Annotated in this window: 24 protein-coding genes; 14 read left to right on the top strand and 10 right to left on the bottom strand. The window is 70.1% G+C overall.

Translation table 11 applies throughout. From position 1 onward, the window contains the following. The first annotated feature begins 46 nt into the window (after positions 1-46). Positions 47-952 carry a LysR family transcriptional regulator gene (locus GY170_RS14145; protein ID WP_163894733.1) on the top strand — a complete coding sequence of 302 codons (906 nt, stop codon included), beginning with the start codon at positions 47-49 and terminating at the stop codon, positions 950-952. A gap of 66 nt (positions 953-1,018) precedes the next feature. Here the strand turns inward: GY170_RS14145 and GY170_RS14140 are convergent, their stop codons facing one another. Then, entirely contained in the window at positions 1,019-1,597 is a 579-nt protein-coding gene (locus tag GY170_RS14140) for a GNAT family N-acetyltransferase (RefSeq protein ID WP_163894731.1), read from the bottom strand. Continuing rightward, on the bottom strand, positions 1,594-2,184 hold the full coding sequence (mobA, locus tag GY170_RS14135; RefSeq protein WP_163894729.1) for a molybdenum cofactor guanylyltransferase MobA: 591 nt from the start codon (positions 2,182-2,184) through the stop codon (positions 1,594-1,596). The genes GY170_RS14140 and mobA overlap by 4 nt, the downstream gene beginning before the upstream one ends. Positions 2,185-2,420: 236 nt before the next feature. Here mobA and GY170_RS14130 point away from each other — a divergent pair, with 236 nt between their 5' ends. Both GY170_RS14130 and GY170_RS14125 read left to right on the top strand, forming a co-directional pair. Next, a complete protein-coding gene (locus GY170_RS14130; RefSeq protein WP_163894727.1) occupies positions 2,421-4,712 on the top strand; it encodes a xanthine dehydrogenase family protein molybdopterin-binding subunit in 2,292 nt (763 codons plus the stop codon). Between the two features lie 97 nt (positions 4,713-4,809). Further along, a complete protein-coding gene (locus GY170_RS14125; RefSeq protein ID WP_235924210.1) occupies positions 4,810-5,760 on the top strand; it encodes a T6SS phospholipase effector Tle1-like catalytic domain-containing protein in 951 nt (316 codons plus the stop codon). 329 nt (positions 5,761-6,089) lie between these two features. On the opposite strand, the gene metF is transcribed toward GY170_RS14125, so the two are convergent. Then, on the bottom strand, positions 6,090-6,950 hold the full coding sequence (metF, locus tag GY170_RS14120; RefSeq protein WP_235924177.1) for a methylenetetrahydrofolate reductase [NAD(P)H]: 861 nt from the start codon (positions 6,948-6,950) through the stop codon (positions 6,090-6,092). A 95-nt stretch (positions 6,951-7,045) separates the two neighbouring features. On the opposite strand from metF, the gene GY170_RS14115 reads away from it, so the two are divergent. From GY170_RS14115 to GY170_RS14085, 7 genes are all read left to right on the top strand, one after another. Then, a complete protein-coding gene (locus tag GY170_RS14115; protein ID WP_163895385.1) occupies positions 7,046-7,993 on the top strand; it encodes a LysR family transcriptional regulator in 948 nt (315 codons plus the stop codon). A gap of 48 nt (positions 7,994-8,041) precedes the next feature. After that, positions 8,042-9,028: a KpsF/GutQ family sugar-phosphate isomerase gene (locus tag GY170_RS14110; RefSeq protein WP_163894721.1), complete on the top strand. Its 987-nt coding sequence runs from the start codon at positions 8,042-8,044 to the stop codon at positions 9,026-9,028. Beyond that, positions 9,025-9,813 carry a 3-deoxy-manno-octulosonate cytidylyltransferase gene (locus tag GY170_RS14105; protein WP_163894719.1) on the top strand — a complete coding sequence of 263 codons (789 nt, stop codon included), beginning with the start codon at positions 9,025-9,027 and terminating at the stop codon, positions 9,811-9,813. Before GY170_RS14110 ends, GY170_RS14105 begins: the two co-directional genes overlap by 4 nt. Beyond that, complete coding sequence (gene kdsA / locus GY170_RS14100; RefSeq protein ID WP_163894717.1) at positions 9,810-10,631, top strand: 3-deoxy-8-phosphooctulonate synthase; 822 nt, start codon at positions 9,810-9,812, stop codon at positions 10,629-10,631. The genes GY170_RS14105 and kdsA overlap by 4 nt, the downstream gene beginning before the upstream one ends. A 256-nt stretch (positions 10,632-10,887) precedes the next feature. Beyond that, positions 10,888-13,062 carry a GumC family protein gene (locus GY170_RS14095; RefSeq protein WP_163895383.1) on the top strand — a complete coding sequence of 725 codons (2,175 nt, stop codon included), beginning with the start codon at positions 10,888-10,890 and terminating at the stop codon, positions 13,060-13,062. A gap of 331 nt (positions 13,063-13,393) precedes the next feature. Continuing rightward, entirely contained in the window at positions 13,394-14,842 is a 1,449-nt protein-coding gene (locus GY170_RS14090; RefSeq protein WP_163894715.1) for a mannose-1-phosphate guanylyltransferase/mannose-6-phosphate isomerase, read from the top strand. A 99-nt stretch (positions 14,843-14,941) separates the two neighbouring features. Next, positions 14,942-15,199, top strand: a complete 258-nt coding sequence (locus tag GY170_RS14085; RefSeq protein ID WP_163894714.1) for a spike base protein, RCAP_Rcc01079 family — start codon at positions 14,942-14,944, stop codon at positions 15,197-15,199. Between the two features lie 23 nt (positions 15,200-15,222). On the opposite strand, the gene GY170_RS14080 is transcribed toward GY170_RS14085, so the two are convergent. From GY170_RS14080 to rsfS, 7 genes are all read right to left on the bottom strand, one after another. Further along, a complete protein-coding gene (locus tag GY170_RS14080) occupies positions 15,223-15,720 on the bottom strand; it encodes a hypothetical protein (RefSeq protein WP_163894712.1) in 498 nt (165 codons plus the stop codon). Continuing rightward, positions 15,717-16,184, bottom strand: coding sequence for an RNA pyrophosphohydrolase (locus GY170_RS14075; protein ID WP_163894709.1), 468 nt, complete (start codon positions 16,182-16,184; stop codon positions 15,717-15,719). Before GY170_RS14075 ends, GY170_RS14080 begins: the two co-directional genes overlap by 4 nt. Continuing rightward, positions 16,181-17,545, bottom strand: a complete 1,365-nt coding sequence (locus GY170_RS14070; protein ID WP_163894708.1) for a S41 family peptidase — start codon at positions 17,543-17,545, stop codon at positions 16,181-16,183. Before GY170_RS14070 ends, GY170_RS14075 begins: the two co-directional genes overlap by 4 nt. Before the next feature lie 39 nt (positions 17,546-17,584). After that, the gene (locus GY170_RS14065; protein ID WP_163894706.1) at positions 17,585-18,796 is read right to left on the bottom strand and encodes a murein hydrolase activator EnvC family protein; all 1,212 of its coding nucleotides are present in this window, start codon (positions 18,794-18,796) and stop codon (positions 17,585-17,587) included. Beyond that, the gene (gpmI, locus tag GY170_RS14060) at positions 18,793-20,388 is read right to left on the bottom strand and encodes a 2,3-bisphosphoglycerate-independent phosphoglycerate mutase (RefSeq protein ID WP_163894704.1); all 1,596 of its coding nucleotides are present in this window, start codon (positions 20,386-20,388) and stop codon (positions 18,793-18,795) included. Before gpmI ends, GY170_RS14065 begins: the two co-directional genes overlap by 4 nt. Before the next feature lie 569 nt (positions 20,389-20,957). After that, positions 20,958-21,422, bottom strand: coding sequence for a 23S rRNA (pseudouridine(1915)-N(3))-methyltransferase RlmH (rlmH, locus tag GY170_RS14055; RefSeq protein ID WP_163894702.1), 465 nt, complete (start codon positions 21,420-21,422; stop codon positions 20,958-20,960). Continuing rightward, complete coding sequence (rsfS, locus tag GY170_RS14050; RefSeq protein ID WP_163894700.1) at positions 21,422-21,829, bottom strand: ribosome silencing factor; 408 nt, start codon at positions 21,827-21,829, stop codon at positions 21,422-21,424. The genes rlmH and rsfS overlap by 1 nt, the downstream gene beginning before the upstream one ends. 372 nt (positions 21,830-22,201) lie before the next feature. On the opposite strand from rsfS, the gene GY170_RS14045 reads away from it, so the two are divergent. From GY170_RS14045 to GY170_RS14030, 4 genes are all read left to right on the top strand, one after another. Next, positions 22,202-23,707 carry an ABC-F family ATP-binding cassette domain-containing protein gene (locus tag GY170_RS14045; RefSeq protein ID WP_163894698.1) on the top strand — a complete coding sequence of 502 codons (1,506 nt, stop codon included), beginning with the start codon at positions 22,202-22,204 and terminating at the stop codon, positions 23,705-23,707. Positions 23,708-23,986: 279 nt separating this feature from the next. After that, positions 23,987-24,418, top strand: coding sequence for a (R)-mandelonitrile lyase (locus GY170_RS14040; protein ID WP_163894696.1), 432 nt, complete (start codon positions 23,987-23,989; stop codon positions 24,416-24,418). Further along, the gene (locus tag GY170_RS14035; RefSeq protein ID WP_163894694.1) at positions 24,415-25,041 is read left to right on the top strand and encodes an HAD-IA family hydrolase; all 627 of its coding nucleotides are present in this window, start codon (positions 24,415-24,417) and stop codon (positions 25,039-25,041) included. Before GY170_RS14040 ends, GY170_RS14035 begins: the two co-directional genes overlap by 4 nt. Continuing rightward, positions 25,038-25,943, top strand: a complete 906-nt coding sequence (locus GY170_RS14030) for an ornithine cyclodeaminase family protein (protein WP_163894692.1) — start codon at positions 25,038-25,040, stop codon at positions 25,941-25,943. Before GY170_RS14035 ends, GY170_RS14030 begins: the two co-directional genes overlap by 4 nt. The last annotated feature ends 61 nt before the right edge of the window (positions 25,944-26,004 follow it).

The raw sequence follows: 26,004 nt of genomic DNA, 5'->3' as shown, positions 1-26,004 counted from the left end.
CCGCGTTTGACCGGGAAACCGGGCGGACGAGAAGGGAAGGACGAACATGGACCGGCTCACCGAGATGGAGGCTTTCGCCACGGTGGTGGATCAGGGCGGCTTCACCGATGCGGCGAAGAAGCTCGGGATCTCCAAATCCGCGGTGTCGAAGCATGTCTCGGCGCTGGAGGCCCGCCTCGGCGCCCGCCTGCTCAACCGCACCACGCGCCGCGTCTCTCCCACCGAGATCGGGCTGGCCTATTACGACCGTGCCCGCCGCGTGCTCAACGATGCCGGCGAGGCCGATGCGCTCGTCTCCGCCATGCAATCGGCGCCGTCGGGGCTGCTGCGCATCTCGGTCGCTACCGATTTCGGGGTCAACCATCTCTCCCCCATCCTCGGCGAGTTTCTCAGCGAATTCCCCGACATCACCGTCAACATGGTGCTCAACAACCGCTTCGTGGAGCTGATCTCCGAAGGGTTCGACCTCGCCATCCGTATCGGCGAACTGGAGGATTCCACGCTCCGCGCCCGCAAGCTGACGGACACGACGAAGCGGATGATCGCCAGCCCTGGCTACTTCCAGCAATTCGGCCGTCCGCAGCGGATCGATGATCTCAACGAGCACAAACTGCTGCACTATTCCAACCAGTCCAATGGCGCGGTGTGGAAGATCACAGCCCCCTCGGGCGAGAAGCGGCAGGTGCGCACCGCCGGCTGGCTGACGGTCAATGACGGGCAGTCGCTGCTCAACGCCTGCATCTCGGGCCTCGGCATCGCCTACCTGCCGAGCTTCCTCTACGCCGAGGCGATGGAGCAGGGGCTGGTGGAAGAGGCGATCCCGGACCTGCCGGTGGAGGTGCAGGGCATCTACGCCGTCTATCCGCCAGGGCGCTTCACGCAGCCCAAGGTGCGGGCCTTCATCGACTTCCTCGTCAACGCCTTCGCAGAGAAGGGGCCGGACAAGTGGTGACGCCCCGCCACGGAATTCGCGCGAATTCCGTGCACGATTTCCGCGCGGAAATCGTCGGTCGCCAGCTCAGAGCGCCAGCACCATGACCAGCACCTCCCCGTAGCCGAACACCCGGCCGCCCACGCCCTTGCGCTGGCGGTGGATGACGCGAAAGCCGCAGCGCTCGTAGAGCGCCTGCGCCCTGGCGTTCCTGGCGATGACATCCAGCCGCAGCTCCCGGTAGCCGCGCCAGCGCGCCTCCGCCGCCAGCCCGCGGATCAGCAGCGTGCCGGCCCCGCCGCCGCGCGCCGCCTCCTCCACGAAGATGCCGTCGACGAGGAAGCGGTGGTTGTCCCGGTCGCGCTCCATCAGCGCCAGCAGGGAGAGGCGGGCGAGGCCGCCGGCCCAGCCATAGGTGTGCGCCATCTCTGTCAGCCCGCCCTCGGCCAGCGCCCCCTCGTGCGTCTTGAAGCCGGCGGCGCCGAGGATGCGCCCGTCCGCCCCCCGCACCACCAGCGCGTGGTCGGGCCGCAGGACGGAGGCGAGGAAGGCCAGCGCCTTCGCCTCGGGGTTCAGCGCACGGCCGAGCTTCGGCCCGAAGGCCTGCCAGTAGAGGCGTGCCACCTCCGCCCGCTCCGCCTCTGCAAAGCCCCGCTCCAGCCTCATGGCGCCAGCCGCGCCTCCGCCTCGGCGAGGTCCTCCGGCCGGTTGATGTTGAAGAACGGGTCCGCCGTGCCGCCGGGCCACGCGGCCTCTCCGGGGGAGAGGGTGGCGGCAAAGTCCATCACCCTGCGCTCGCCGGCGGCCAGCGCCGCGGCGAGGCGAGGCAGGGCGGAGACGGGCCAGAGCCCGCAGGTGCCGTGCCGCCGCCCGCCGGAGGCGGCGATGGCGCATCCCGTCTCCTCGGCGGCGAGGTAGAGCTGGGGGACGAGGTCGCCGGGCAGGAAGGGCAGGTCCACGGGGGTGGTAATCACGCCCTCCGCGCCCAGCCGCTCCGCCCAGCGCAGCCCTTGGAGGATGCCGGCCAGCGGCCCCTGGCCGCCCGCGCCCGCATCCGCCAGCACCGGGCCGGAGAAGCCCTCGAACCGCGCCGCGTCGCCGCCGGCGGAGAGGGCGAGCTCGGCCACCTGCGGGCCCAGCCGCGCCTCGACATGCCGCCAGAGCGGCCGGCCGGCCAGCGGCAGGAGGGCCTTGTCCGCCCCGCCCATCCGACGGCCGGCGCCGCCGGCGAGGATCAGGCCAAGCGGGTGCAATCGCGTGTCTTTGAGGGCGTCGGGCGAACCATTCCGCCAGAAATGCCACGCGCGCCCGGAGCCCGCCAGCGGCGAAATGCGCCGGCCCCGCCCGGCGTTGCCGGAAAGCCCGGGCCCCCGGGCGCGGCCGCCGCCGCCCGGGGGCGCTGGACAAGCGCGCCGGCGCGGATAGGCTGCGCCCCGAAAGTCGCTGGCCTCCCGAAGGCCGGCCCCCCCAGCGTTCCCGGAGGCGACCCATGGAAAAATTCGGCAAGAGCCAGCCCGTCCGCCGCGTCGAAGACGTGCGCTTCCTCACCGGCAAGGGCCGCTACGTGGATGACATCGTCCCCGCCGGTGCGCTTCAGGCCTTCTTCCTGCGCGCGCCCGTCGGGCACGGCATCATCACCGAGATGGACACCTCCATGGCCGAGGAGGCGGAGGGCGTCGCGCTCGTCCTGACCGCCGACAGCTTCAAGGCCGCCGGCTTCGTCAACGAGATGGATTTCGACGTCATCGAGCTGGAGGACGGCGAGGGCGCCGCGCCGCCGCGCCCGGTGCTGGCCGACGGCCGCGTTCGCTTCGTCGGCGAGCCGGTGGCGATGATCGTCGCCGAGACGCTGGCGCAGGCCCGCGACGCCGCCGAGATGATCAGCCTCGAGGTCGACGACCTGCCCTGCTGGTTCGGCCCCGGCCCCGGCGGGGAGGACATCCACCCCGAAGCGCCCGGCAACCTCGCCTACGACTGGTCGATGGGCGACGAGGCGGCGGTGGAGGCGGCGCTCGCGGCCTCCGACCGCGTCGTCACCGTGGAGCTGCCCGACAACCGCGTCGCCGCCACCCCGATGGAGCCGCGCGGCTGCTATGTCGAGATGGAGGGCGGCCGGCTGCACATGTGCTTCAACGGGCAGGGCGTCTGGGGCGCGAAGGACGAGATCGCCGCCTGCCTCGGGATGGAGGCGAGCGAGATTCGTGTCACCAACCCCGATGTCGGCGGCGGCTTCGGCCTGAAGGGTGCGACGCACCCCGAGCAGCTCGCCATCGCCGCCGCCGCCAAGATGCTGGGCCGGACGGTGCACTGGATGGGCGAGCGGACGGAGGGTTTCCTCTCCGACAACGGCGGGCGCGACCTCGTCTCCACCGCCACGCTCGGCTTCGATGCCGAGGGGCGCATCACGGCCTACAAGGTCGAGACGCTCTCCAACCTCGGCGCCTACAATTCCAACTACGGGCAGTTCATCCAGTCGGAGCTCTTCTCGAAGGTCGCCCCCGGCACCTATGCCATCGACAAGGCGCTGCTGAAGGCGAAGGGCTACTACACCAACTCCGCCCCCGTGGACGCCTATCGCGGCGCCGGCCGGCCCGAGGCGATCTTCGTGCTGGAGCATGCGATGGGCCACGCGGCGCTGCAGCTGGGGATCGATCCGTTCGAGTTGCGCCGCCGCAACTTCATTCCGCCGGACAGCTTCCCCTACACCTCGGCCACCGGCGTCACCTACGACGTCGGCGAGTTCGCCAAGGTGCTGAGCCGGGCGGAGGAGCACTCCGACGTCGCCGGCTTCGAGGCGCGCAAGGCGGAGTCCGAGGCAGCGGGGAAACTCCGCGGGCTCGGCCTGTGTTACTACATCGAGAGCATTCTGGGTGACAAACAGGAGTTTGCCACCGTCGTTTTCGGGGAGAACGAGGTTGAGCTGCACGTGGGCACCCAGTCGAACGGGCAGGGCCACGAAACCGTCTTTGCCAAGTTCCTCTCCGACCAGACGGGCATCCCGATGAGCCGCATCCGTGTCGTCATGGGCGACAGCGACATCATCGAATGGGGCGGCGGCACCGGCGGCTCCCGCTCCGTGACCATGCAGAACACCGCGACGCTGGCCGCAAAGGACGGCATCGCGGAGAGCTTCGGCGCCTTCCTCGCCGAGCGCGAGGGGGTGGACCCGGCGGAGGTGACGTTCGACGACGAACGCTTCCGCCTGCCCGGCTCGAACCTCTCGCCCACGATGCTCGAGGTCGCGGAGATGGCCCGCGAGGCGGGGCGGGATGACCTCCTGAAGCAGACGCACAAGGGCTCCTTGCGCAACATGTCCTTCCCCAACGGCGCCCATGTGGCGGAGGTGGAGATCGACCCGGAGACGGGCGTGACCAAGGTCGTCCGCTACACGGTGACGGACGACTTCGGCGTGCTCATCAACCCGATGCTGGCCGAGGGGCAGGTGCATGGCGGCGTGGCGCAGGGCATCGGCCAGGCGCTGACGGAGCGGGTGGTCTTCGACGAGGAGGGCCAGCTGCTGACGGCGACCTTCATGGACTACGCCCTGCCGCGGGCGGAGGACGTGCCGATGATCGCCTTCCACCACGAGGGCACGCCCTCCACCTTCAACGCGATGGGGATGAAGGGCTGCGGCGAGGCCGGCACCGTCGGCGCGCTGGCCGCAATCTCCAACGCCATGCTGGGGGCGCTCGCGCCGCTCGGCGTGAGCGACATCGCCATGCCATTCACGCCGGAGCGGGTGTGGCGGGCGATCGAGGAGACAAGGGTTGCGGCTGCTTGACGGCATACGGGGCCTCTTCCGCCGTGGCCCCCGCGTTGCAGAGACGCGGGGGCCACGGCGCGGGAGGATCACGCATGTCATCGTGCTCGACGGCACCATGTCTTCCCTTCGGGAGGGCTACGAGAGCAACGCCGGGCTGACCTTCAAGCTGCTGCGCGAGGCGGGGCGGGGGGAGGTGCACCTGTGGTACGCCGCCGGTATCCAGTGGAGCGACTGGTCCCGCACCTGGGACGTGCTGACGGGGCGCGGCATCGAGACGCAGATCGCCCGCGCCTATGGCGTGCTCGCGGGCCGCTACCGGCCGGGGGACCGGATCGTCCTCATCGGCTTCTCGCGCGGCGCCTTCGCGGCACGCTCGCTGGCCGGGATGATCGGCGCCGTGGGCCTGCTGCGGCCGGAGGCGGCGACGGTGCGCCATGTCCGCCAGGCCTGGCGCCATTACCGCGCCGGCGGGGAGAGCGCGGCAGCCGGGGCCTTCCGGCAGCATCTCTGCCACCCGGAGGTGGAGATCGAGGCGCTGGCGCTCTGGGACAGCGTGAAGTCGCTGGGCTTCGGCAATGCTGACGCCCATTCCTTCCACCGGCTGGGGGTGGCGCCGCATATCCGCCGCGCCTGGCACGCGCTGGCACTGGACGAGACGCGCGAGGCCTATCACCCGGTGCTGATTGCCGAGGACGAGAGCTATCCGGGCGAGCTGGAGCAGGTCTGGTTCCGCGGCTCCCACGGCGACGTCGGCGGCCAGCTGGACGGCTATGCCCCGGCGCGGCCGCTCGCGAATATCCCGCTGGTCTGGATGCTGGAGAAGCTGGAGGGGCAGGGGCTGCCGCTGCCGGAGGGCTGGCGGGAGCGCTTCCCGACCGATCCGGCGGCGCCGGCGCTGGGCCAGAACCGCGGCTGGGGCAAGGCGCTCCTCCATCGCCGCCGCCGCGTCGCCCTCACCGGCCCCTCCGAGCACCTGCACCCGACGGCGACGCTGCCCCCGCCCGCCAGCGGCTGGTGGGCGAGCCGGAAGCGGGCGGCGGCGCAAGGGTTGCAGCCGGGAGAGTAGGGGGAGAGGGCGGGGCGGCCTCGCCTTCGGCAATCGCCCGCCCGCCCTCCATATCCCTGTCCGCGCTGACTCCAGCGTCCGCTGGGTTCAGGGGGGAGTCGCCATCTGCTGAGAGGCCGTTTGCTGGCAGGTCTGCCCGCAAACAGGCCTCGTCGATGGTGAGCGCGAGTCGCCCCGCGTCAAGGAGCTTCGCCCGCCTTTGGCGGCGCCTGCGGCGTCCTTGACCCGGGGCGACTCGCGGCGCGCCGGGGGCGGGCGGTGGGTGTGCGATCTCGGTCAGGTCGGCCCCGCGCGCTCCTCCCTGGCGCCGCGCGGGGCCGGGCGCCCCCTCAGGCCACCTGCAACAGGGCGGGGCGGGGAGCGATGCCGAGCGCGTGGCAGACGTCGCGGCTCATCTCGGGCTTGTTGAGCGTGTAGAAGTGGAAGGCATCGACGCCCTCATCCACCAGCGCCTCGCAGAGCTCCGTCGCCAGAGCGGTGGCCAGCAGGTCGGAAGCGCCGGCGTGCTCGGCATTCTCGAAGGCGCGGGCGATGTCGTCGGGGATCGTCGCGCCGCAGGCGGCGGCGAAGCGGCGCACGCCCGCCCAGTTCTCCACCGGCAGGATGCCGGGGGTGACCGGCTTGTCGATGCCGGCGGCGGCGCAGGCATCGCGGAAGCGCAGGAAGGTCTCCGCCTCGAAGAAGAACTGGGTGATCGCCTCGTCCGCCCCGGCATCGAGCTTGCGCTTGAGGTGGTCAACGTCATCCTGTGTCGAGCCCGCCTCGGGGTGCGGCTCGGGGTAGGCGCCGACGCGCAGGCGGAACTTGCCGGTCGCCGCCAGCGCCTCGATCAGCTCGACGGAGGAGGTGAAGCCCTCCGGGTGCGGGCGGAAGGCGCCGGTGCCCTTCGGCGGGTCGCCGCGCAGGGCGACGATATCGGTCACGCCGGCGGCGGCGTAGCTTTCGGCGATCTCCATCGTCTCGGCGCGGCTGGCATCCACGCAGGTCAGGTGCGCAGCGACCGGCAGGCCGGATGTCTTGTGGATCGCTGTCACCGCCTCATGCGTCAGCTGACGGGTGGTGCCGCCGGCGCCGTAGGTGACCGAGACGTAATCGGGCTGCAGGGGCGCCAGCGTCTGCACGCAGCGCCACAGGCGGAAGGAGCCTTCGATGTCCTTCGGCGGGAAAAATTCGAAACTGATGCGCGGCATGGGGAGGACTCCGTTTGTTGCCCTCCTTGTGCCTGGTCTCGCCGCGTGAGACAAACTCATAACTTTCACCAAGGTAATGAGGCTGGCTCATGGCGATGCATATCGAGTTCCGCCATCTGCGCACGATCCGCGCCATCCATGAGACCGGCGGCCTCGCGCGGGCGGCGGATCAGCTGGGGATGACGCAGAGCGCCTTGTCCCACCAGATCAAGACGATAGAGGAGCAGGCGGGCGTCGAGCTCTTCGTGCGTCGCTCCAAGCCGCTGAAGCTGTCGGCCGCCGGGATGAAGCTGCTGGCGGCGGCGGAGGATATCCTGCCGCGCATGGCGGCGCTGGAGGCGGAGTTCGCCGGGCTGCAGGCGGGCAAGGCGGGGCGGCTGCACATCGCCATCGAGTGCCACGCCTGTTTCGAATGGCTGCTGCCGGTGCTGGAATCCTTCCGCAAGGCCTGGCCGGACGTCGATGTCGACATCCGCCCCGGCCTCGCCTTCGATGCGCTTCCGGCGCTGCGCCGTGAGGAGGTGGATCTCGTCGTGTCCTCCGATCCCGAGACCCTGCCCGGCGTCGAGTTCGCCCCGCTCTTTGACTACGCGCCCGTCTTCGTCTGCGCGGCGAGCCACCCGCTGGCGGAAAAGCCCTTCGTGGAGGCTGAGGATTTTCGCGGCCAGACACTGATCACCTACCCGGTGGAGCGGCCGAGGCTCGATATCTTCAGCCAGCTCCTCACCCCCGCCCGGGTGGAGCCGGCGGCGGTGCGGCAGGTGGAGCTGACGGCGGTGATCCTGCTGCTCGTCGCCTCCGGCCGGGGCGTGGCGGTGCTTCCCGACTGGGTGGTGCGGCAGGTGAAGAGCTCATCCGAGCTGGTGGTGAAGCCGGTGACGGAGGCGGGGCTGACGCGGCGGCTCTACGCCGCGGTGCGCGAGGAGGAGGCGGGGCTGCCGTTCATGGCGCATCTCGTGCGGCTGGCCCGGCAGGAGGCGGTGAAGCTGCAACGGGGGCAGGGCTTGCCAGACGCGGCCGGCAACGTCAGACAGCGGGCATAAGGCGCCCCGGCGCCGCCCCGCACCCCGGCCCGGCAAAGAGGGAGCCCGATGACCGCCCAGCCCCAGCCGCTCGCCCCCGCCCCGGCGGCGGAGATCAAGGCCGAGATGGCCCGCGTCCTGCGCTGCGAGGCCGCGGCGCTGGAGATGCTGGCCGGCGGGCTGGAGGACAGCGCGGCGGAGGCGGTTCGCCTGATCCGCGCCGCGCCCGGCCGGGTCATCGTCACCGGCATGGGCAAGTCCGGCCATGTGGCGCGCAAGATCGCCGCCACCTTCGCCTCCACCGGCACGCCGGCGCAGTTCGTCCATCCTGCAGAGGCGAGCCATGGCGACCTCGGGATGATCGCCGCCGGCGACGTGGTGCTGGCCATCTCCAACTCCGGCGAGACGGCGGAGCTGGCGGACCTCGTCACCTATTCCCGGCGCTTCTCGATCCCGCTCATCGCGGTGACCAAGGTGCCGGGCTCATCGCTCGGCCGTCAGGCGGACGTGATCCTGCGGTTGCCCGACGCGCCCGAGGCCTGCCCGATGGGAAGGGCGCCGACCTCCTCCACCACCGCATCGATGGCGCTGGGCGACGCGCTCGCCGTCGTGCTGATGACGGAGCGGGGCTTCAAGGAAGAGAGCTTCCACGCCTACCACCCGGGCGGGCGGCTCGGCGCGCAGCTTCTGACCGTGCGGGCGCTGATGCATTCCGGCGCCGAGCTGCCGGTGCTGGCGCCGCAGACGCCGATGGGCGAGGGGATCATCGAGATCACCGCCAAGGGCTTCGGCACCGCCGCCGTGATCGAGGACGGACGGCTGATCGGCATCATCACCGACGGCGACCTGCGCCGCCACCTCGCCGGGCTGATGGAGAAGCGGGCCGACGAGATCGCCACGCTCTCGCCCACCACCATCGCGCCGGACGCGCTCGCCTCCGAGGCGCTGGCGCTGATGAACGCGCGCAAGATCTCCGCCCTCTTCGCCGTTAGTGAGTCTGGCGAGGTCGAGGGCCTCATCCATATCCACGATTGCCTGAGAGCGGGGGTCGCATGAGCGCCACGATACTGATTCCGGCCCGCTATGCCTCCACCCGCTATCCCGGCAAGCCGCTGGTGGAGCTGACGGGGCCGGACGGGCCGAAGACGCTGATCCAGCGCAGCTGGGAGGTGGCGAAGGCCGTCGCCGGCGTCGATGCCGTGCACGTTGTGACCGATGACACGCGCATCCGGGACGCGGCGGAGGGCTTCGGCGCCTCGGTCATCATGACCTCCTCCGCCTGCCGCAACGGAACGGAGCGCTGCGCCGAGGCGGTGGCCGTGGCCGGGATCGAGAGCGACATCGTGGTGAACCTGCAGGGCGACGCGCCGCTGACGCCCGTCTGGTTTCTCGAGGCGCTGATCGACGCGATGTGCAGCTGGCCGGAGGTGGAGGCGGCGACGCCGGTGCTGCGCTGCGACGAGGCGACGCTGTCGAACTTCCTGGAGGACCGGAAGAACGGCCTCGTCGGCGGCACCACGGCCGTCTTCGGCCGGCAGATGCAGGCGCTCTACTTTTCGAAGGAAGTGATTCCCTACACCGGCTCGCGCGGCGCCGAGGGGCCGGTGCCGGTGTTTCACCACGTCGGCGTCTATGCCTACCGCCCGGCGGCGCTGGCGGCCTATCTCGACTGGCCGGTCGGGCCGCTGGAATCGCTGGAAGGCCTCGAACAGCTGCGCTTCCTCGAGAACGGCGCGGCGATGCGCTGCGTCGAGGTCGAGGCGCGGGGCCGCGTGTTCTGGGAGCTGAACAACCCGGTGGACGTGGCCCGGATCGAGGCGGCGCTGGAGGAGATGTCATGAAGATCGTCGAGATCGGGAAAATCCGCGTCGGCAACGAGTTGCCCTTCGCGCTCATCTCCGGCCCCTGCCAGCTGGAGAGCCTGGATCACGCGCTGATGCTGGCGGAAACGCTGGCCGAGGCGGCAGAGGCGGCGAAGACGCCCTTCATCTTCAAGGCCAGCTACGACAAGGCCAACCGCTCCTCGCTGAGCGGCCAGCGGGGGCTCGGCATCGAGCGGGGGCTGGAGGTGCTGGCCGAGGTGCGCGAGCGGATCGGCTGCCCCGTGCTCACGGATGTACACGATATCCCGCAGGTCGAGCGCGCCGCCGAGGTAGTCGATGTCCTGCAGATCCCCGCCTTCCTCTCCCGCCAGACGGACCTGCTGCTGGCGGCGGGGGAGACGGGCCGGGCGATCAACGTCAAGAAGGGCCAGTTCCTCGCGCCGTGGGACATGGAGAATGTCGCGGCGAAGATCGAGAGCACGGGCAACGACAAGATCCTGCTCTGCGAGCGCGGCGCCACCTTCGGCTACAACATGCTGGTGAGCGATTTCCGCGCCCTGCCGATCATGGCGAAGACCGGCTGGCCCGTCGTCTTCGACGCCACCCACTCGGTGCAGCTGCCCGGCGGGCAGGGCAGCTCCTCCGGCGGTCAGGCGGAGTTCGTGCCGCCTCTGGCGCGCGCCGCTGTGGCCGTGGGCTGCGGCGCCGTCTTCATCGAGACACACGAGGAGCCGGCTCGCTCCCCCTCCGACGGGCCGAACATGGTGGCGCTCTCCGAGATGCCGGCGCTGCTGGCTCGATTGAGGGCTCTGGACGATCTGACGAAGGCCGGCTGACAAGACTGCGCCTGCCGAACACGCAGGGTCTGGACCTCGCTGCTTAAAAAAGCGACACTGGTGAGGACTTTTCGAGTCCTGTCAACCGCGTCATGTCCAGTCGCTTCCAATCGCGGAACAGCGCTCTAAGGGTGCGGATGCCGGGCGGGTTATTTCCGATGTGCAGGCATTCACGGATTGTTGCGGTTGAGTCGTATGCGGCTGCCGGCTAAGCGGTTTTTGGAAGCGATAGCGGAATGTACGGGACATGGTGAAGATGAGTGCAGTGGCGCCCCAGGCCCCGGATACGAGCGTTCAAGACGATGACGTCATCGATATCGGGGCCCTGCTGCAGACCATCTGGCGCGGCAAGTACATCATCCTCGCCTGCATGCTCATCGCTGCGATCATCGGGATCTGGCGCGCCTACGTCGTGGCCGTACCGCTCTACACCGCGCGCTCCGTTGTCATCATGGAGCCGGACCAGTCCAACGTCATCGATCTGGAAGCCGTGGTCGGCGGCTTCGGCGGCACCGACGGCGAGCTGACCTCCGAGATGGAGGTGATCCGTGCCCGCTCGCTGATGGCGCGGGTGGTCGAGGAGCTCGACCTGACGAGCGACCCTGAGTTCAACACCTTTATCGAGGTGACGCCCGAGCCCTCTCTCGCGACCGGGATCAACGAGGGGATCGAGGACGCCAAGGCGTTTGTGAAGACCCTGCTCGGCATGGCTCCGGTTGACCCGGCCGCAGCGGCCGCGGCGCGGACACCCGCGCGCGAGCAGGACGTCACGATCAACAATCTGCTGGAAGCCATGTCGGTGTCGAACACACCGAACGGCTCATATGTCTTCACCATCACGGTGACGACCACCTCGGCGGAGAAGTCGGCCCTTATCGCCGACACCATCGTCGACCAGTACATCGAGAATCAGCTGCAGGTGAAGTTTGACGCCACCGAGCAGGCGACGACCTGGCTGACCGAGCGGGTGACCGAGCTGGAGGACCAGCTGCAGGTCGCCGAGGCCCGCGTGTCGGAATTCACGACCGAGAACGAGGTCGTCTCCCCCGAATCGGTCATGGCGCTGGAGCGGCAGCTGCAGGAAATGCGCACCCGCGTCGCCGACGCCGCCGAACAGGTGGAGACGGTCGAGGCCCGAATCGCGCGGCTCGAAGCGGCGGAGACGCTCGAAGAGCAGGCCGCCGCCGCGGACGATGCGCAGCTCGTGACGCTGGCGACGCGCGCCGCGACCGATCCGCGCGCGGCGGAGGCCGCGCAGGAGCGGTTCGAGCAGGTGCTCTCGCGCGAGCAGATCAACCTGCAGCGGCTGCGGACGCAGTACAACTCCTTCGAGCAGGCCGAGGCCCAGCTCGAGGCGGATTACGTCTCCCAGACGCAGGCGCTCACGCAGCTTCAGCAGCTTACCCGCGAGGCAGAGGCGAACCGGCTGCTCTACGAATACTTCCTGACCCGCCTGAAGGAGACGGCGGCGCAGGAAGGCATCCAGCAGGCCGACAGCCGCATCCTCTCCAACGCCGTGATCCCGACGAACCCAAGCGCGCCGAACAAGCAGTTGATCGTCGCGGTGGCTGTCCTCCTCGGCCTGATGATCGGCACCGCGATCGTGCTGATCATGGAGATGCGCAGCAACACCTTCCGCACGGCGGCGGATCTGGAACGGCTGACGGGGCGGACGGTGCTGGGGCAGCTGCCGATCTTCCCGACGCGCAAGCGCCGCGGCATCCTCTCCTACCTGCACGACAAGCCCAACTCGCAGGCCGCCGAGGCGATCCGCAACCTTCGCACGTCGATCATGTTCTCCAACATCGACAACCCGCCGCGGCTCATCATGGTCACCTCTTCGCTGCAGGGCGAAGGCAAGACGACCAGCTCCATCGCGCTCGCCCAGAACCTCGGGGGGATGGACAAGAAGGTGCTGTTGATCGAGGGTGACATCCGCCGGCGGACCTTCGGGCAGTATTTCGAGGAGATCTTGCAGAAGTCCGACAAGGGGCTCGTCTCGGTCCTCACCGGCTCGGTTCAGCTGGAAGATGCCGTGGTCCACAGCGAGGTGCTGGGCGCGGATATCCTCGCCGGCGAGAAGACGCATTCCAACGCGGCGGACGTCTTCTCCTCCGAGCGGTTCCGGGAGTTCTGCCGGCACATCCGCCAAGCCTATGACTACATCATCATCGACACCCCGCCGGTGCTGATCGTGCCGGACGCCCGGATCATCGCCAACAACGCCGATGCTGTCGTCTTCGCCGTTCGGTGGGACAGGACCAGCCGCAACCAGGTGCAGGACGGTCTGCGCATGTTCGAGACGGTGGGCCAGCAGGTCACCGGCACCGTGCTCACGCAGATTAACCCCCGCGGCATGCGCCGCTATGGCTACGGCGAGAAGTACGGCTACGGCTACGGCGGCTACGGCAACAAGTACTACACGAACTGAGGTTGAGGGCGGCTTCGATGACGTTGCACGCTCGAAAAGAAGGTCCGCATCCTAAACCGGTGCGGGCCGTATTTTTGTTACGACAGTCTGCCCAGATAGCAAACGGCTCCGACCATGGCGAAAGCGTCGTGTTCCCGTTCGAGATGAACCACGTTTGATCAGCAGGTCTCGCGCGCGGGATCAGACTCCTGCCAAAGTAGTTGTTTAGTATCGCCAGTTTCCGGCAAGCCTTCGAAATTCGCGGTTAGATCCTTGCCCTGCCTGTGCAATTTGGCAAAGGTCCGCCGCGGAGGAGAGGCAAAGACAAAAGCTATTTCAGGGACAGAAAAACGTGACAGACATTACCCCCGTTCTCCTTGCCGGTGGCTCCGGCACCCGGCTTTGGCCGCTTTCCCGCAAGTCATATCCCAAGCAGTTCTCACGACTGCTCGGTGAAGAGAGCCTTTTCCAGGCTTCTGCTCTCCGGCTTGCGGGCAAGGAAGAGGGGCTGAGCTTTGCGAAACCCGTCGTCCTCACCAACTCCGACTTCCGCTTCATCGTCACCGAGCAGCTGGCCGAGGTAGGGATCGATCCCGGCGCTGTTCTGATCGAGCCGGAGGGGCGCAACACGGCCCCCGCCGCGTTGGCGGCGGCGCTGCATCTGGCGGCGGAGGATCCCGAGCGGATCATGCTCGTCGCCCCGTCCGACCACCACATCCCCGACACCGACGCCTTCCGCGCCGCCATCGCCAGGGGCATCGCGGCGGTGGAGGCGGGCAAGCTCGTCACCTTCGGCATCACGCCCACATGGGCGGAGACCGGGTACGGCTATCTGGAGCTCGAGGGCCCGCCTGAAGATGGCGCCGCCCAGCCGCTAGCCCGCTTCGTCGAGAAGCCGGATGCCGAGCGGGCGGCGGAGATGCTCTCCGCCGGCAACTACCTCTGGAACGCCGGCATCTTCCTCTTCCGCGTCCGCGACATCCTCGCCGCCTTCGAGGCGCACGCCCCCGGCCTGATGGAGCCGGTGGGCACGGCCGTCACCGAGGCCGCGACCGATCTCGGCTTCCTCCGGCTCGATCCGGCGGCCTGGGCCAATGCGGAGGATATCTCCATCGACTACGCCGTCATGGAGAAGGCGGACAACCTGTCCGTCGTGCCCTTCTCCGCCCACTGGTCCGACCTCGGCGGCTGGGATGCCGTTTGGCGGGAGAGCGGGCCGGACGGGCGGGGCGTCACCCTCTCCGGCGATGCCACAGCGATCGACTGTGACGACACGCTCTTGCGGTCGGAATCCGACCGGCTGGAGGTCGTCGGCATCGGGCTGAAGAACATCATGGCGGTGGCCATGAACGACGCCGTGCTCGTGGCCGACATGTCCCGCGCGCAGGACGTCAAGAAAGCCGTCACCGCGCTGAAGGAGAAGGGCTCGTCGCAGGCGACGCACTTCCCGAAGGATCACCGCCCCTGGGGCTATTTCGAGAGCCTCGTCGTCGGGCCGCGTTTCCAGGTGAAGCGCATCATGGTCCATCCCGGTGCCTCGCTCAGCCTGCAGAGCCACTTCCATCGCTCCGAGCACTGGATCGTCGTCGAGGGCACGGCGAAGGTGACGGTGGATGAGGAGGTGACGCTCGTGACGGAGAACCAGTCCGTCTACATCCCCCTCGGCGCCGTCCACCGGATGGAGAACCCCGGCAAGGTGCCGATGGTCCTCATCGAGGTGCAGACGGGCGCCTATGTCGGCGAGGACGATATCGTCCGCTACCAGGACGTCTATTCCCGCGGGCAGGGCGAACGCGGCTAGGCGTTGCGGCATCGCAGGAACGCCGCCCGGTGCTTCCGGGCGGCATTAACCTCTTCGGGTGAGCATCCGGCCAGTTTTGCACCGACCGGAGAGCCCGATATGGCCGACAACTTCGCCACCCATGCCCAGAGCCTCACCTCGCCCGCCAGCCGGCATCAGGTGGTCGTGCCCAATGACGCGGCCGACTTCGACCCGCTGCCCCGGGCGCTCTACGCCAACAGCTCCGGCACCGCCGTCCTCAGGGACAAGGCGGGAACGGAAGTGGCCTACGAGGTGGTGGTGGGGCAGGTGCTGCCTGTCCGTGCCGTCCGCGTCATGGCGACGGGGACGACGGCGGAACTGATCGCCTGGGAGTGAAGGTGGGAAGGCGGGGCGGGCCCTCAGCCCGCCTCGCCGCAGCTCTCGCCGGCGCGGCAGTCGAGCACCGTCTGCAGCATCTCGTCGGAGGGATTGATGAAGATCTTGTCGCTGCAGGGGCGGGCGTCGAGCCGCATGGTGCCGTCGCCGACCTCGACGAAGGCGAGCACGTCCATCGGCGAGGCGAGGGAGGTGCAGAAGGCGGCGGCGCAATCGATCTCCAGCGTTACCGGCGTGCCTTCCAAAGGGCCCGAGAACGCGTTGTCGGCGGCAAGGTGCGAGCCGTGGAAGATCGCGGGCACCGGATCGGGGTGCAGCCCGCCCTCGGGCACAGTGGAAAGCGTCGACGGCGGCATCAGATCCGCGTCGAAGGTCAGCGTGCCTTCGAGTACCATGTACTGCTCCTCGGCGGCGGCGACCTCCTGATAGGTCGTCGCCACGTCGGGGGCGAGGCAGGTGAGCGCCTGCGCGCTGGTGGCGGTGAGGGAGAGCGTGGCGGCGGCGAGGGCGAGGGGCTTCACAGATAGGGCTCCAGTTCCGCGAGGGCGCGGGCGTAGACCTCGCGCTTGAAGGGGACGATGGCGGGGACGATCTCGTCCCGCTCCGCCCATTTCCAGTCGGAGAATTCGACCTCGTGCGCATCGAGCCGCACGTCGGCATCCTCGCCGCGGAAACGCATGAGGAACCAGACCTGTTCCTGACCGCGCCATTTGCCCTTCGCGATGGCCCCGTCGAGCTCCGCCGGAAAGTCGTAGCGCAGAGGCTCCGCCGTCCGCGCCACGATCTTTACCTTGTCGGGGCCGAGGCCCGTCTCTTCCATCAACTCGCGGAGGGCCGCTTCCTCCGCCCCCTCGCCCGGGTCGATGCCGCCCTGCGGCATCTGCCAGGCGGGGGTCGCCATGTCCGCCCGCTGGCCGAGGAAGATGCGGCCCGCGTCATCGGCGAGCATGATGCCCACGCAGGGCCGGTAGTCCTTGCCGCTCATTCCGCGACGGCCGCCTGCTGCTGCAGGGGGCCGAGGGCCGGGCCGAGCGCTTCCAGCCCGCGCAGCAGATCGACGGCGTAGGCGAGCTGGTAATCCTCCTCGCGGAGGAGCGCGGCGGCCTCGGCGCGGGCGCGATCCTCCTCCAGCAGCGTGAGGTCATCGTCGGTCATCTCGCTCTCGAGCGCGCCGCGCAGGTTGGCCTCGCCGAAGGGGCGGGGCGCCGGGCTCTCCTCCGCGTCCTCGTCCACCGGCACGGGGGCGGGCTGCTCGACGATGATGTCGGGCGAGATGCCGAGCGCCTGAATGGAGCGGCCGGACGGCGTGTAGTAGCGCGCCGTCGTCAGCCGCATGGCGCCGTCACCGCGCAGCGGCATGACCGTCTGGACGGAGCCCTTGCCGAAGCTCTGGGTGCCGACGACGATGGCGCGGTGATGATCCTGCAGCGCGCCCGCCACGATCTCCGAGGCGGAGGCGGTGCCGTTGTTGACGAGCACCACGATCGGCTTGCCGTCGATCAAGTCACCCGGCGTGGCGCTGTAATGCTCGTCGCTGGAGACGCGGCCGCGGGTGGAGACGATCTCCCCCGACTCGAGGAAAGCGTCGGAGATGTAGATCGCCTGGTTGAGCAGGCCGCCGGGGTTGTTGCGCAGATCGAGCACCACGCCGTTGATATTCGAAATACCGCCGGCCGCCTCGATCTGCTCCTCCAGCCCGTCCTGCAGGTTCGGGAAGGTCTGGTCGTTGAAGGTGGAGACGCGCAGCACCACCGTCTCCCCCTCCGAGCGGGCGCGCACGGCGGTCAGGCGGATGGTGTCGCGGATGAGGGAGACGTCGAATGGCTCAGGCTCGCCCTCGCGCACCACGGTGATGATGATCTCCGACCCGACGGGCCCGCGCATCAGCTCCACCGCCTCGTCGAGCGTCAGGCCGAGCAGGCTCTCGCCATCGACGGCGGTGATGAAATCGCCGGACATCATGCCGGCGGCATCGGCGGGCGTGCCGTCCATGGGGGAGACGACCTTCACCCAGCCCTCTTCCTGCGTGACCTCGATCCCGAGGCCGCCGAACTCGCCGCGGGTCTGCACGCGCATGTCGGCGGCATCCTCGGGCGAGAGGTAGGAGGAGTGCGGGTCGAGCGAGGTGAGCATGCCGTTGATGGCGGCCTCGATCAGCTTGGTCTCGTCCACCTCCTCGACATATTGGGCGCGAATGCGCTCGAAGATGTCGCCGAACAGGTCGAGCTGCTCGTAGATCGAGGAGTTGCCCTCCGCGTCCTGTGCGAGCAGCGGGCCGGCGACCTGCGTCGTCACCAAAAGCCCCAGAGCCGTGCCGCCGACGGCGGCGAGTGCGAATTTCTTCATGCCTGCCTTCCTGTGTGCCCCTGTCCCCGGTCCTGGCCGTTACTGGCCAAGATCGAACCACTCCGCGGGGTCGATCGGGGTCTGCGCGTCCCGGACTTCTACATACAGCGTCTCGGGCCGGGTGGCTCCCAGCCCTTGCGCGGATTCAGTCAAAATCGCGTCAGCCGCGGGAGGATCGCCTCCCATGAGGCCAACCGGCTCGCCCTGCGGCACGATCTGGCCCGCCTGACCGAAGACCTCCCCCAGCCCGGCGAGCACGATGAGGATGCCGGGGCTCGGCTCGAGGATCACCACGTTGCCGTAATCGAGGAGCTGGCCACGGAAGCGGATGGTGGCCGCCGCGGGCGCGGTGACGAGGGCGCGGGGCCGGGTGGCGAGGATGAGGCCGGGCCGGGCGATGCCGGCGGCATCCGCCTCGCCGAAGCGGCGGATCACCTCGCCCGGCACCGGCAGCGGCAGGGAGCCCTTCAGCTCCGCCGCGTCGGGCGCGGCGCCGGCCAGCTCCTCGTCGATCACCTGCCCGAGCCCGGCAGCAAACCCGTCAAGCGTGTCGGTGGAGGCGATGAGGAGAGCGGTGGAGATCGGATCCTCGATGAACTTGCGGGGCAGGTCCGTCCGGTCGGCGATGGCGGAGGAGAGTGCGGCCCGCGCCTCCTGCGCGCCGCGCAGGCCGTCCTCCAGCGTCGAGGCGGCGCCGGCCTGCAGCAGGCGCAGCTCCTCCACCTCGGTCAGCTTGGCGCGCAGCGCCTCCACCTCCTGCTGGAGGGCGGGGGTCAGCTCGGAGATCATCATCCCCGCCCGCGCCGTGCCGAGCGGCCCGGAGGGGTGGAGGAGGAGGAGCGGCGCCGGAGCCCGCCCCATCGTCTGCAGCATGGCGAGGAGGGCGGAAATCTCGCCCGAGGAGGCGTCCAGCTCCGCCTCAAGCGCCTGCTGGCGGATGGCGGCGCGGCGCAGCCCCTCGCGCAGGGTGGCGAGGCCCTCCTCGTAGGCGCGCACCGTCTCCGTCAGCGCCGCGACGCGGTCGCTCGCCGTGCCCGCGGCGGCGAGCTGCGATTCGGCGGCGCGGAGCGATGCGGCGGCCGCCTCGGCTGCGGCGGCCGTGCCCTGCTGGGCGGCGGCCGGCGCGGCGAGGAGGGTGAGGACGGCGAGAGCGGCAAGGACGGAGGGGGGCGCGGCCCCCCGCCTGCGGCCCCCCCGGAGTATTTGGAAAAGGGCGAGAGGGGGAGCCGGAGGGCGGCGGCGGCCTGTCATTCGTGCTCCGGCAGGTGGCCCCCGGCGGTGGCGGCCGAGGGCTCCTCCTCGTGCGCCGCCCGGGGCGCCGGCGGAAGGAGGAGCGAGCGGCCGGTCATCTCCGGCGGCTGCTCCAGCCCCATGAGGGCGAGGAGCGTCGGGGCAAGATCGCACAGGCGGCCGTTGGAGAGGCGGGTGCCGGGTGCGGCGCCGAAAACGGCGACGGGCACCGGGTTGACCGTATGGGCGGTATGGGCGCCGCCGGTGAGCGGGTCGATCATCACCTCGCAATTGCCGTGGTCGGCGGTGACCACCATGGCGCCGCCGGCCTTCTCCAGCGCCGCGAGGACGCGGCCGAGGCCGGCGTCCACCGCCTCGCAGGCACGCATGGCAGCTTTCAGGTCGCCGGTGTGGCCGACCATGTCGGGGTTGGCGTAGTTGGTGACGATGAGGTCGTAGCCCTTCTCGATGGCGGCGACGAAGGCCTCCGTCACCTCGGCGGCGGACATCTCCGGCGCCAGATCGTAGGTGGCGACGCCGGGGCTCTTCGGCATGTAGCGGTCCTCGCCCTCCTCGGCCTCTTCCTTGCCGCCGTTGAGGAAGAAGGTGACATGCGGGTACTTCTCCGTCTCCGCGAGGCGGAACTGGGTGAGGCCGTGGCTGGCGACCCAGGCGCCAAGGGTGTTCGTCAGCTCCCGCTTGGGGAAGACCGCCGGGTACCAGGCGTTGTGGCGGGTGGAGTACTCCACCATGCCGAGGCGGGCGGCGAGCTCCGGCGCCGGGCCGCGGTCGAACCCGTCGAACTCCGGGTCGGCGAGGGCGGCGAGGATTTCGCGGGCCCGGTCGGCGCGGAAGTTGAGGCAGAAGAGGCCGTCCTCGGGCTTGAGCCCGGCGTAGTCGCCGATGACGGTGGCGGGGATGAACTCGTCGGTCTTGTCCTTGCCATAGGCGGCGTCGATGGCGGCCTCCGCCGTCTCGGCGGTGGCCTCGCCCTTGCCCTCGGCGATGGCGCGGTAGGCGGTCTCGACCCGCTCCCAGCGGTTGTCCCTGTCCATCGCGTAGTAGCGGCCGATCACGGTGCCGATCTGCATGCCCTCGGGCAGGAGGGGCTGGATGTCGGCGAGGTAGTCCTTGGCGGAGGAGGGGGCGACGTCGCGACCGTCGGTGATCGGATGGAGCACCACCGGCACGCCGGCGGAGCGGATCGCCTCGGCCGCGGCGACGATATGGTCGACATGGCCATGCACGCCGCCATCGGAGAGGACACCGAAGAGATGCGCTGTGCCGCCGGAGTCCTTCAGGGTGGAGATGAAGCCCTGCAGGGCCTCCTCCTCGGCGAAGCTGCCATCCTCCACCGCCATCTCGATCTTGCCGAGATCCATGGCGACGACGCGGCCGGCGCCGATGTTGGTATGACCGACCTCCGAGTTGCCCATCTGCCCCTTCGGCAGGCCGGCATCGGGTCCGTGGGTGATGAGCTCGGCATGCGGGCAGGTCTGCATGAGGCGGTCGAAATTGGGCGTCTCGGCCAGCGCCGGAGCGTTGCCGTGGCTGTCGGCACGCTTGCCCCAACCGTCGAGAATGCACAGGACCACGGGGGACTTGCCGGACATCGCTTGCTCCTTCGCCAGACCTCGCCCCTTCCATAGACCCCGGGCGCGGCGGGGTGAACCCCGGCTTGTGATGGGGCGACGGTGGGGGGCAGGAACATTGGGCGGTCGGAAGCCTCGTAGGGTGGGGTCTACCCCACCGCCCCGCTTTCCACGCGGATCAACGGCAGGACATCCCGCCCCCCGTACCACCAGGCCATGGCGATCAGCTTGGGCTGTTCCCCGCCCGGTGCGCGCCAAAGGCGCAGGGCGAGCGCCTGCCCGTCCCGGCGGGCTGGCGCTCTCGTGGGGCTAGGCGCTGAACGGGCCCCGGGGAGGGACTTGGCTGGCATAAAGCGCATCAGCGGGGCCGTTGAGGCGCCACCCCACGGGCAGGCGCTCGCCCTGTGCCTGCAACCGATGCGCGCTGGGGAGAGGGGGTGGTGGGTTGGAAACCCAGCCTACGGGGGCATGGCGTTCGTGTCTGGCGTCTTGGCCCCGGCTTGAGCTGTATTCCGCCCGGTAGGCGGCAAAGGCTCAGGCCTCGAAAGGGGCTCCAGACCTGACGACCCGCCCTACAGGAGGCCTCCCAATCACACCCGGTGATACGGCGTTCCCGCCAGGATCGTTGCCGCCCGGTAGAGCTGCTCCGCCAGCATGACCCGGGCCAGCGCATGGGGCCAGACCATGGGGCCGAAGGAGAGCAGGAGGTCCGCGCCGCCGCGCATCTCCTCCGTCACGCCATCGGCGCCGCCGATCACAAAGGCGACGTCACGCGCCTCGTCGCGCCAGCGGGCGAGCCTGTCCGCGAGGTCGGGGGAGGTGATCTGGCGGCCGCGCTCGTCGAGCACCACGCGGGCGGCACCGGCAGGGCAGGCGCGGGCCAGAAGCTCGTGCTCGGCGGCCTGCCCGGCGCCCTTGGCGTCCACCTCCGCCACGTCGGCGCCGGCGAGGCCCAGCCCCCGGCCCGTCTTCGCGAAGCGGCCGAGGTACTCCTCCGTCAGCGCGCGCTCGGGCCCCGCCCGGAGGCGGCCCACGGCGCAGATGACGAGCCGCATCAGCGGAAGGCGGCTGCGGGGCCCTTGGCGTCAGCGGGGCGGGGCATCCACATCTTCTCCAGCTGGTAGAACTCCCGCACTTCGGGACGGAAGAGATGCACGATCACGTCGCCTACGTCGATCAGGACCCAGTCGCCGCTCTCCTTGCCCTCGACCTTGCAGGGCACGCCATGCGCCTGCTTCAGCCGGTCGGTCAGGTTCTCCGCGATCGCGGCGACCTGGCGCGAGGAGCGGCCCGTGGCGATCACCATGTAATCGCTCATGTCGGAGCGCCCGCGCAGATCGATCTGCACGACCTCTTCGGCCTTGTCATCATCGAGGGACGTCAGGATGGCTTCGAGGAGCCTGTCGCTGCTCGGGGTGTCGGCGGCCTCGGGCATGCCTTGGCGGCCTTGGGGGGCGGTCATGGCCGCCTGGTCGGTCGGTGTCAGGTGTTGGTCCTCCACGGGGGCGCGCCGTCCGCGTTGCCCCGGCGCCGGGCACAGCCCGAATGTAACCGCGCCGTCCCTCCATTTCAATGAAAGTCGGGGCGCGCCCTCCGCCCCCACGCCCGCAATGATGGACAATCGGGCCCGGCGGCGGTAACAGGTCGGTGACGGCAACCTACGGCAGAGGAGCTTCGGACGTGCAATTGCGTCCCGTGCATCACCGCACACGCGGCCCTGTCTGTGCCCTGCGGACCTTTCCTCCGCAGGGCTGAGAGATCGCCTGCCGCTCTTTCGGTCCTGTTCCCGGGTGCCTTGCGCCTGAACGCCTGACCTGTCGAAAAGAGCCTTGCCATGCCTCTCCTCACCCTGAAGGACCTCTCCCACTCCCGCGGCCTGCCGCTGTTCTCCGGCCTCGATCTCTCGCTCGAGAAGGGCGAGCGCCTCGGCCTCGTCGCCGCCAATGGCCACGGCAAATCCACGCTCCTGCGCCTGATCTCGGGCGAGGAGGAGCCGACGGCGGGGGACATCACCCGCGCCCGCGGCCTGAAGATCGCCCATCTCGCCCAGGAAATCCCCGACGATCCGCGCCCGGTGCGCGAGCTGGTCGCCGAGGGGCTGGGCCCCGAGGCGGCGGAGTACGAAGGCTGGCGCGCCGACGTGGCGCTGGCCGATCTCGGCTTCTCCATCGAGGCGGCGGAGGGACCCCTCTCTGCCCTCTCCGGCGGCTGGCAGCGGCTGGCGATGCTCGCCCGCGCCGTGGTGGGGGAGCCCGACCTGCTCCTGATGGACGAGCCGACCAACCACCTCGACCTCGCCCGCATCGGCGCGCTGGAGCGCTGGGTGCTCTCCGCCGGGCTGACGCTGGTGATCGCCAGCCACGACCGCGCCTTCCTCGACGCCGTGACAACGCACACGCTGTTCCTGCGCCCCGAGCGCAGCCGCAGCTTTGCGCTCCCCTATTCCCCGGCGCTGGCGGCGCTGGACGAGCAGGATGCCGCCGACGGCCGGCGTTTCGAGAACGAGATGCGCAAGGCCTCCTCTCTCCGCCGGCAGGCCGCGAAGCTGAAGAACATCGGAATCAACTCCGGCTCCGACCTGCTTCTGACCAAGACCAAGCAGCTCTCCGAGCGCGCCGCGGCGCTGGAGGAGGGGGCCCGGCCGGCCCATCGCGAGCGGGGCGCCGGCCTCATCCGCCTCGCCAATGCCGGCACGCATGCCAAGGCGCTGGTTTCCTTCGACGAGACGACAGTGGAGGCGCCGGGCGGGCGGCCGCTCTACCGCTTCGGGCCGGCCTGGATCGAGCGGGGCGACCGGGTGGTGCTGATGGGGCCGAACGGGGCGGGCAAGACGCAGTTGGTCAACCGGGTGCTGGGCGCCATCCGGGGCGAGGACGAGACGATCCGCGCCGCGGCGACGCTGGTACTGGGCCACTCGGCGCAGGATCTGGGTCAGATCGACGGCGCGGGCACGGCCTTCGGCACGATCAACGGCCGGTTCGACGTGGGCGACGACCGGGCGCGCAGCCTGCTGGCCGGCGCCGGCCTGACGCCCGATCAGCAAAAGGCGCCGCTTCCCGCCCTCTCCGGCGGGCAGCGGGCACGGCTGGCGATGCTGGTTCTGCGGCTCCAGCAGCCGAACTTCTACCTGCTCGACGAGCCGACGAACCACCTCGACATCGACGGGCAGGAGACGCTGCAGGAGGAGCTGCTGGACAAGGAGGCCACCTGCCTCATCGTCAGCCACGACCGCAGCTTCATCCGCAACGTCGCCAGCCGCCTCTGGGTGATCGAGGGCCGTCGCCTCGTCGAGGTGGAGGACCCGGAGCCGGTCTTCGCCGCCCTCCTCGCCGAGGGGTAGCCGCCCGCCCGGCCGCCCCCCGCCGCTGCCCTGCCGCGCTCCCGCCCGCCCACCCCCGCGCGCCAGGGCAGCGGCTCGCTCCCGAGTGCAGGGCTGTGCGCCCGGCCACGCAGCTGTCCCGGATCCCTTTTCATCTGGCCAAAAATACCCTCGGGGGTGTGGGGGCAGAGCCCCCATGCGGGCCGGCCCCGGCCGGCCCGCCCCGCCTCTCGCGGGAAGGGGTGGACCTCCCACTCCGGCCCCGTCACTCTGCCGCCGACAGCCCGAAGGGAGCACAGCATGAAGATCATCCGCGCCGGCCATGAGCCGGCCAAGGCCGGGCCGCCCGAGTGGTTCACCGGCACCGTCTGGATGGAGTGGCTGGCCGAGGCCGAGGGGCAGGGACGGGCGACGTTTCTCAACGTCACCTTCGGCCCGGGGGCACGGACCTTCTGGCACACGCATCCGCTCGGCCAGACCATCCTCATCACCGCCGGCATCGGCCGCGTCCAGCGCGAGGGCGGCCCGGTGGAGGAGGTGCGGGCGGGCGATACCGTCTGGTTCCCCGCCGGCGAGGTGCATTGGCACGGCGCCGCGCCCGACCAGCCGATGACCCATATCGCCGTGCAGGAGGCCGAGGACGGCGAGACCGTCTCCTGGCTCGGCGAGGTGACCGACGCCGATTACGGGGCGGACACCGGCCTCGCGACCGGAGCGGAGGGCACGGCATGAGCGAGGGGATCGCGGCCGTCGTCTTCGACGTCGGCAACGTGCTGATCGAGTGGCAGCCGGAGCGCTTCTACGATGCCGAGATCGGCGAGGAAGCGCGGCGGGCGATGTTCGAGGAGGTCGACCTGCACGCCATGAACGAGCGGGTGGATCGCGGCGAGGCCTTTCGCGACGTGATCGAGGAGGTGGCCGCCGCCAACCCCGACCACGCCACCGCCATCATGCTCTGGCATGATCGCTGGGCCGACATCGCCTCGCCGGTCATCGACCGCTCCGTGCGGCTGTTCCGGGCGCTCAAGCGCAAGGGCGTGCCCTGCCACATCCTCTCCAACATCGGCGAGGAGACCTTCGCCATCGCGGCGGATAACTACCCGTTCTTCGAGGAGTTCGACCGCGTCTTCCTCTCCGGCCCGCTGCGCATGGCCAAGCCGGACGGCGCGATCTACGCCCATGTCGAGGGGGAGCTGGGGCTGGCGGGGGAGCGGCTCTTCTTCACCGACGACCGGGCGGACAATATCGAGATGGCCGCCTCGCGCGGCTGGCACACCCACCTCTTCAACAGCCCCTCCGGCCTTGCCGCCAAGCTGGTGGAGGAAGGGCTGCTGACGGCGGAGGAGGCGGCGTGAGCCTGCCGGTCATCTCCTTCGAGGAAGGCGAGCGCGGGCTGGATTGGCTGGCGCTGACCGATGCCATCGCCGCCGGCCACGCGGGGCCGCGGGCGGAGGTGGAGGATGTCATCCTGCGCCGCGGGGGCGACACCGTTCTCTCCCGCGCCGCTTGGATCGACGGGCTGGGGATCGGCGTGAAGACGGCGACGGTCTTCCCGGGCAACGGGGAGAAGGGGCTGCCGAGCGTCGGCGGCGCGACGTCCCTCTTCTCCGACGCGACGGGCGAGCTGGAGGCGATGGTGGATTTCCACCTCGTCACCAAGTGGAAGACGGCGGGCGATTCGCTCCTTGCCGCCCGGAGGCTGGCGCGGCCGGAGAGCCGGGACATCCTGATCGTCGGCGCCGGCACCGTCGCCGCCTCGCTGGTTGGGGCCTACGGCGCTGCCTTCCCCGAGGCGCGCTTCACGCTCTGGAACCGCTCGCGGGGCCGGGCGGAGGCGCTCGCGGCCGAGACCGGCGCGGCGGTGGCGGAGGATCTGGAGACGGCGGTGCGAGGGGCGGACATCGTCGCGACGGCGACCATGTCCACCGAGCCGCTGATCCGGGGCGCGTGGCTCCGGCCCGGCCAGCATCTCGACCTCATCGGCGCCTACCGGCCCGACATGCGGGAGGTGGATGATGCGGCGATCGCCGCGGGGCGGCTCTTCGTCGATTCGCGCAAGACCGCCGGGGAGACCGGGGAGCTGGCGCTGCCGATGGAGGCCGGCGTGCTGGGGGAGGGGGACTTGGTGGCGGATTACTACGACCTGCCGGCCTTCCGGCGGGAGGGGGACGAGATCACCCTCTTCAAGAATGGCGGCGGCGCGCATCTGGACCTGATGGTGGCGCGGCACATCCTGAGCGTCTGGCAGGGGATGTGAGCGGGATAGGGGGGCTGTCTGCCCCCCGCGCCTTCGGCGCCCCCCCGAGGATATTTCGGGA

The sequence above is a fragment of the Pseudoroseicyclus tamaricis genome, from assembly GCF_012070395.1.
Classification (GTDB): Bacteria; Pseudomonadota; Alphaproteobacteria; order Rhodobacterales; family Rhodobacteraceae; genus Pseudoroseicyclus_A; species Pseudoroseicyclus_A tamaricis.
The sequence above is the reverse complement of the archived record's forward strand: the minus strand, read 5'-3'. Positions and strand labels throughout refer to the sequence as shown.